This is a genomic window from Streptomyces sp. NPDC058964 (assembly GCF_042741275.1).
GTDB lineage: Bacteria > Actinomycetota > Actinomycetes > Streptomycetales > Streptomycetaceae > Streptomyces.
Map to the genome: position 1 here is coordinate 1 of NZ_JBHYKH010000577.1, position 5,478 is coordinate 5,478.

At 72.3% G+C, this 5,478-nt stretch carries 7 protein-coding genes; 3 read left to right on the forward strand and 4 right to left on the reverse strand.

Features of this window, described 5'->3' with window-relative positions; all coding sequences use genetic code 11:
• Positions 1-898 precede the first annotated feature (898 nt).
• Together ACFW2E_RS40605 and ACFW2E_RS40610 are read right to left on the reverse strand one after the other, a co-directional pair.
• A complete protein-coding gene (locus ACFW2E_RS40605; RefSeq protein WP_384475248.1) occupies positions 899-1,252 on the reverse strand; it encodes a VOC family protein in 354 nt (117 codons plus the stop codon).
• 302 nt (positions 1,253-1,554) lie between these two features.
• Positions 1,555-1,761, reverse strand: coding sequence for a hypothetical protein (locus ACFW2E_RS40610; RefSeq protein WP_384475251.1), 207 nt, complete (start codon positions 1,759-1,761; stop codon positions 1,555-1,557).
• 187 nt (positions 1,762-1,948) lie between these two features.
• Here ACFW2E_RS40610 and ACFW2E_RS40615 point away from each other — a divergent pair, with 187 nt between their 5' ends.
• The gene (locus ACFW2E_RS40615) at positions 1,949-2,134 is read left to right on the forward strand and encodes a hypothetical protein (protein WP_384475254.1); all 186 of its coding nucleotides are present in this window, start codon (positions 1,949-1,951) and stop codon (positions 2,132-2,134) included.
• A 241-nt stretch (positions 2,135-2,375) separates the two neighbouring features.
• On the opposite strand, the gene ACFW2E_RS40620 is transcribed toward ACFW2E_RS40615, so the two are convergent.
• Positions 2,376-2,534: a hypothetical protein gene (locus ACFW2E_RS40620; protein ID WP_384475257.1), complete on the reverse strand. Its 159-nt coding sequence runs from the start codon at positions 2,532-2,534 to the stop codon at positions 2,376-2,378.
• Between the two features lie 22 nt (positions 2,535-2,556).
• Between ACFW2E_RS40620 and ACFW2E_RS40625 the strand changes: the two genes are divergently transcribed.
• Positions 2,557-2,970 (forward strand): MFS transporter, encoded by a 414-nt coding sequence (locus ACFW2E_RS40625; RefSeq protein ID WP_384475260.1) that lies wholly within the window; start codon positions 2,557-2,559, stop codon positions 2,968-2,970.
• Between the two features lie 88 nt (positions 2,971-3,058).
• Here ACFW2E_RS40625 and ACFW2E_RS40630 read toward each other — a convergent pair whose 3' ends face one another.
• Positions 3,059-3,664: a TetR/AcrR family transcriptional regulator gene (locus ACFW2E_RS40630; RefSeq protein WP_384475263.1), complete on the reverse strand. Its 606-nt coding sequence runs from the start codon at positions 3,662-3,664 to the stop codon at positions 3,059-3,061.
• A gap of 210 nt (positions 3,665-3,874) precedes the next feature.
• On the opposite strand from ACFW2E_RS40630, the gene ACFW2E_RS40635 reads away from it, so the two are divergent.
• Complete coding sequence (locus ACFW2E_RS40635; RefSeq protein ID WP_384475266.1) at positions 3,875-5,275, forward strand: carboxypeptidase regulatory-like domain-containing protein; 1,401 nt, start codon at positions 3,875-3,877, stop codon at positions 5,273-5,275.
• The last annotated feature ends 203 nt before the right edge of the window (positions 5,276-5,478 follow it).

Here is a 5,478-nt window from a genome sequence, read left to right on the forward strand (position 1 = left end):
CGCCGGGTGGGATCGGGATCGACACCCACCACGACCGGCCGGCGGTCAACGGGCCGCGACATGCCGCACTCCGGACACCGGCTCGTCGGGAGCCGACGATGCGTGGGCGGGCGCGCTCGCCGGATGCAGCTCGGCCTCACTCGCCTCGGGGGCGCTACCGGGCACGGCCCGGTCAATCGTCCTTGTGGGTGCGGGAGCGGACACTTTCGCTCGCCTCCTCCCTGCGGTGGCGCGGAGCAGCGCCGCCGAGCTCATGGAATTCCTGGTGGTCACGGTTTCCAGGGCCATTGATCCTCGCCTCGTCCCTGTCGCTGTCGGCCCCTCGCAAGGCCAGGCGGTCCGGGCGGGACCGTGCTTCGATGTTCGCGCGTACAGTGGCCGTCCGCCCCTCCAGAGCGCGGGAACGACGCCGGCGGGGCCCCGCCACGCCGTCACGTGCTCTCCGCAGCCTGCCCCACCCTCACGCCGGCCGATCCCAGCGACGACGACCCCACGCCGTGACACTCCGGCGTCCGCGGCCCCACGCGCCTGACAGTCACCTGGTAGGCGGCCTGGACCGGTCAAGGTCGCTCGGTCCAGGCCGTGCCCGGTAACTCAGCCGGCCGTGCGCTGGTGACTGTGTGTGACCACGCCGTGTGTGACCACGCCGGCCTGCGGCAACCCTCCCGGCGTCCTCGCCCCCGCGCCCCGCCGCCCTCGCCGGCCTACGGCGCCAAGTGACGCGGGCGCTCGCCGCACGCGACGGCTGGATCCGTCCCAAGGACGGTCATGTGGGCAGCGGTGCTCACAGTCCGAGCATGAGTACCCGCACTCACGGGTCGACCGGGGGCGCCCGGAGGACCAGGTGCGCGCCTGCTCGCTGAACCACCGGTTGATCGACATCGGCGGGAAGGCGCGGTCAGGCGGGCTGCCACAGCTCGATTCGGTTGCCCTCGGGATCGGTGACCCAGCCGAACCGACCGACACCGTCCATGTCCTGCGTCTCTTCGGCCACGTCAGCTCCCTCGGCGCGCAGTTGCGCGAGCATCGCATCCAGGTCGCGGACGCGGAAGTTGAGCATGGTTTGCTGGGCGCGGGACCCGAAGTAGCCGGTCCCGGACTCGAACGTCGCGAACACCGTCGGCCCGGATTCCTGACGCCACGAGCCGTTCTCATCGGCATCCAGGCCCAGGCAGTCGCGGTACCAGGCGCCCAGGGCCGACGGGTCGGCGGCCCGCACGAAGTAACCACCGATTCCAAGCACGCGTTCCATGCCGCCATCCTGCCAGGACGGAACCGGTCTCGATCGCTGGGGGAAGCCGTTGGGGCCGACGAGTATTCGGTGTCGCAGACTGCGTCGGGGCCCGCCGGTGCCGTGCGGCGAGGACGTGCCGCTGTCGCACCCGGGGTTACCGGCAACGCCCCCGACCGGCTCCTGCGCGTGGACGGGGAGACGGGGCCGTGCCGGACCCCGGCTGCGCGGGTGGAAGCGCTGCTCGCCCGGATGACGGTGCTCCGCGAGCCACTGAAGTGCGTCGCGGTCTTCCCGGGCGAGTGCGCTTCGCGTTGACGTGGTCATCCGCGCAGGGCGGAGGCGAAGACAGCCGGCAGCCGGGCGGGGTTCGGCGCCGTGGTGAAGCGGGTGACGCGTTCGAGGGTGGTGCGACCGGTGCGGTTGGTGACGAAGTACGAAGGCTTGAGGGACAGCGAGGGAGAGCCGGTGAGCAGGCCGCCGGGAGCGGGGCCATGGCCTGCCGGTGGTGGCCGCGATGGGCACCCCAAGGGGTGTGTCCGAGCAGGAAGCCCACGCCGGACCAGGAGTTGACGCCGCTGGTGCCGTGGCGCAGTTCGGCCAGGGCAGCTTCCACCGCACCGGGCTGTGTCCTTTCGGTCCGGGGGTGCACGATCAGGGTCGCGCCCAGCGTGCCGGGAGGACGGTGTTGGCGAAGTCGACGGCGCTGCGCAGGAAATGTGCGGGGTCTCGCCGGGCAGGCGCAGGACACCCAGCGCACTGGCGAAGACCTCGCTGGTGAGCAGCATGTCGTCGTGCGAGGTCGGTGACGTCCGCGACCAAGATCCGGCTGTCGTCGGAGTGGCGTTCGGCCCGCGGGTGAGCCGCGAGCACGGCCTGGAGCCGGTGATGGGCCCCGGGTAGTAGTCCGCGCGATCCGGCAGGGCGCGCAGCACGCTCCGCATCTCCTCCGGCAGCAGCTCGGTTCCGTGCCAGGAGCGGGGCAGCACCAGCACCTGGCTGGCGATGCAGTTGTGGCCGGAGTTGTTCATCTTGCTCGTGACGACGTGTTCGGCCCGGAAGCGGAGGTCCGCCCTGCTCCACGGACCCGGCACCACGATGCACGGGCTGACCCCGCCCAGCTCGCTCGTGAACGGCTTGTCGATCAGCGGCGTGTCCTGGGGCGGCGCCGCTCCGCGTGCTCGTCGGTGCCCCAGACGATGGCGTCGTGGCTGCGGTCGCTGCCGGTCACACGAATGGTGTCCACGCCGTCGTGCGCGGTGAGATACGCGCCCTCGGCGGGGCCTCCGTCCGCGAACCGCACCGGGGCAGGCCGCAGTGACCGGATGGCTGCTGCGACACTGCGTGACCAGCCGGGAGCCCGCGGTCGCGTCGGTGGCATCACTCTGCTGGTCTCCGCCCTCGGCCGCGGCGTCCTGTCCCACCACGCGCGGGCCCACCCCCTGCTGCTCCTGCTCGTCGGTTTCGGCCTGTGCGGGGTGATGCCGACGATCGCGGTGACCACGGTCGCCGAACTCGTCCCGGCCCGCCGCCGCGGCGGCGCCCTCGGCCTGAGGAACGCCGTCGTCACCACGGGCGGCCTGGTCGCCCCCGCTCTGACGGGATATCCGGTCGACACCCAGGGCCGGGCCGGCTACCAGCACGCCGTACTTCTCGCGGCCGTACTGCTCGCACTCGGCGGCACGGCCGCCGTGACACTGATCGACCCGGACCGCGACGCGCGGCGCCTCGCCCCATGACCCTCGTCGCCGGTCGCTGCGCCGCACCGTTCGGTCCGGACGACGGGTGAAAGGGTCCGCCACACCGCCGGCCACGGGCGGGCGGTCCTCAGGTTTCCGGGTGACCGACCGCCCGGACGACCAGATCCACCAGGTCCTCCACGAAGCGCGCGTTGGGCAGCTCACGTTCCGCCAGCAGGCGGTACACCAGCGGCGCTGCGACCAGCGTGGCGGCCGACCGGATGTCGACGTCGGGCCGCACCTCGCCGCGGGCGATGCCCCGCTGGAGGATGCGGCGCGTCTCGGCCATCATCCGCTCCGTGTACTCCACGTACTCTCCGCGGGCCCCGCCGTCCTCGGTGGCCGATGCTATGAGTTCCGCCAGCAGGCGCGCCGTACCCGGCAGCCGGTACGCCGCCAATCGCGCCGTCAGCACCTCGCGCAGCTCGGCCCGGATGTCACCCAGGTCCGGCACCGACAACGGGCCGATGCGTGACTCGGCCGCCGCGATGATCAAGGCCTGCTTGGACGGCCAGCGCCGGTAGATGGCGGGCTTGCTCACCCCGGCCCGCGCGGCCACGGCGTCCATGGTCACCGCCTTCACGCCCTGCTCGGTCACCAGCTCGATCACCGCCCCGAGGGTGTCGTCCGTGACCCGTTCCTGCCGCGGCCGTCCGGGTCCGCGTTCGGTCTTCTGTGTCTGTGCCCCGACCATGTTCCGAGAATACGGGGCCGCCGAGAGCGCCCTGTCGTCCGAGGCGTCGGCAGTCTCCATGTCACTTCAGCTCAACCTCGACGTCGAAGAGGCCAAGGACCACTGATCCCGACGAGCGCCGGATCGGACTCCACCCGATGTGTGCCATGCCGTGCTCACATCAGGACATGATCGACAGTGCTGCCCCAATCCGAACATAGGGTCTGGGGAATGAATTGCTCCCCGTGCGCCGCCCGTTCGGCCCCTACGGCAAACAGAACGCAGCGTCCGCTCCTCGCCCCCAGTTGGTTCGCGGCCGTGATGGGCACCGGCATAGTCGCCAACGCGGCGGTCACCCTGCCACGGAGTTTCCCCGGGCTGCGGACTGCCGCCCTGGCGGTCTGGCTGGGCGCCGCGCTCCTGCTGATTCTGCTGGCTCTCGGTTACCTCCGGCAGCGGGCGCTGCGGTTGCACGCAGGTGACCCGGTGATGGCCCAGTTCTTCGGTGCGCCGCCGATGGCGCTGCTCACGGTGGGCGCCGGGGCGCTGCTGCTCGGCCGTCGGCTGATCGGGCTCGAGGCGGCACTGGACGTGGACTGGGTGCTGTGGTCGCTCGGCACGGTGCTCGGTCTCGTCACGTCGTGCACGGTGCCCTACCTGATGGTCACCCGGCACCGCTTCGGGCCGGACGCGGCATTCGGGGGCTGGCTGATGCCGGTGGTGCCGCCGATGGTCTCGGCCGCCACGGGCGCGCTGCTCGTCCCGCATGCCCCGGCGGGGCAGCCGCGGCTCGCCCTGCTGCTGGGCTGCTACGCGATGCTCGGGCTCGGGCTCGTCGCGGCGCTGCTGGTGCTGGCCATGATCTACGGCCGCCTGGTGCACCATGAGGCACCCACTGGAACGGTGGTGCCCACGGTGTGGATCGGGGTCGGGGCCTTGGGCCAGTCGGTGACGGCGCTCGGCGCACTGGCCACGGTGTCGCCGAGCGCACTGCCTGCGTCCTACGTGCGGGGCACCGCGGTGTTCGCGCTGCTGGGCGGCATTGTGGTGTGGGGCTTCGCCATGTTGTGGCTGGTGCTGGCCACGGCGTTGACTGTACGGACGATCCGGGCGGGGCTGCCATTCGCGCCCACGTGGTGGTCTTTCATCTTCCCGGTCGGCGCCTGCGTGACGGCCACTGGCGTCCTTGCGGTGCGCACGGGTTCGGAAATGTTCGTCTGGGCGGCCGTGGTGTTCTATGCGCTGCTCGTCGTCGCCTGGGTGGTGGTGGCCGCCCACTCCCTGCGTCATGCGGCCAGGCACATGTGGCGCCGGTCCGGCGGCGGCCACGCGCGTCGTGGGGTCGCGGAGGCGGAGGGGCGGCTCGACGAGGCGACCGTTCTCAGGGGCACCGTTCGCACCAGCACTGACGGCCGCCCGATCTCCGAGGCACGCATCACGCTTCTTGACCCGGCGGGCGATGTGGTCGGCACGACCCTGACCGCAGAGGACGGCTCCTACTCCTTCACGGATCTGGCGGGCGACCGCTACACCGTCGTGGCTGCGGGGTACCCGGCGCGGGCCACCGTCCTTCGTCTCGACGGCAGTGGCCAGGACGTCTTCGATCTGACGCTGGCATACGAGAAGGCCTGAGCAACTCCTGTCGCCGGTGGGACTCTCCGTGCGCCGCCCGAATCGCGCGGGGCGGTCAAGGCGGCGGCGACCGAGTGAAACCCGGGAAGGGGGGGGGGGCGGGGGGGGCCCCCGGGGCGCCCGGAGCGCGGGGGGGGGGGGCTGGCCGCGCGGGGGATTCTGGGGGCGGGGGGCCCCGCCCGGGCGCCCCCGGCGGCCCGTGT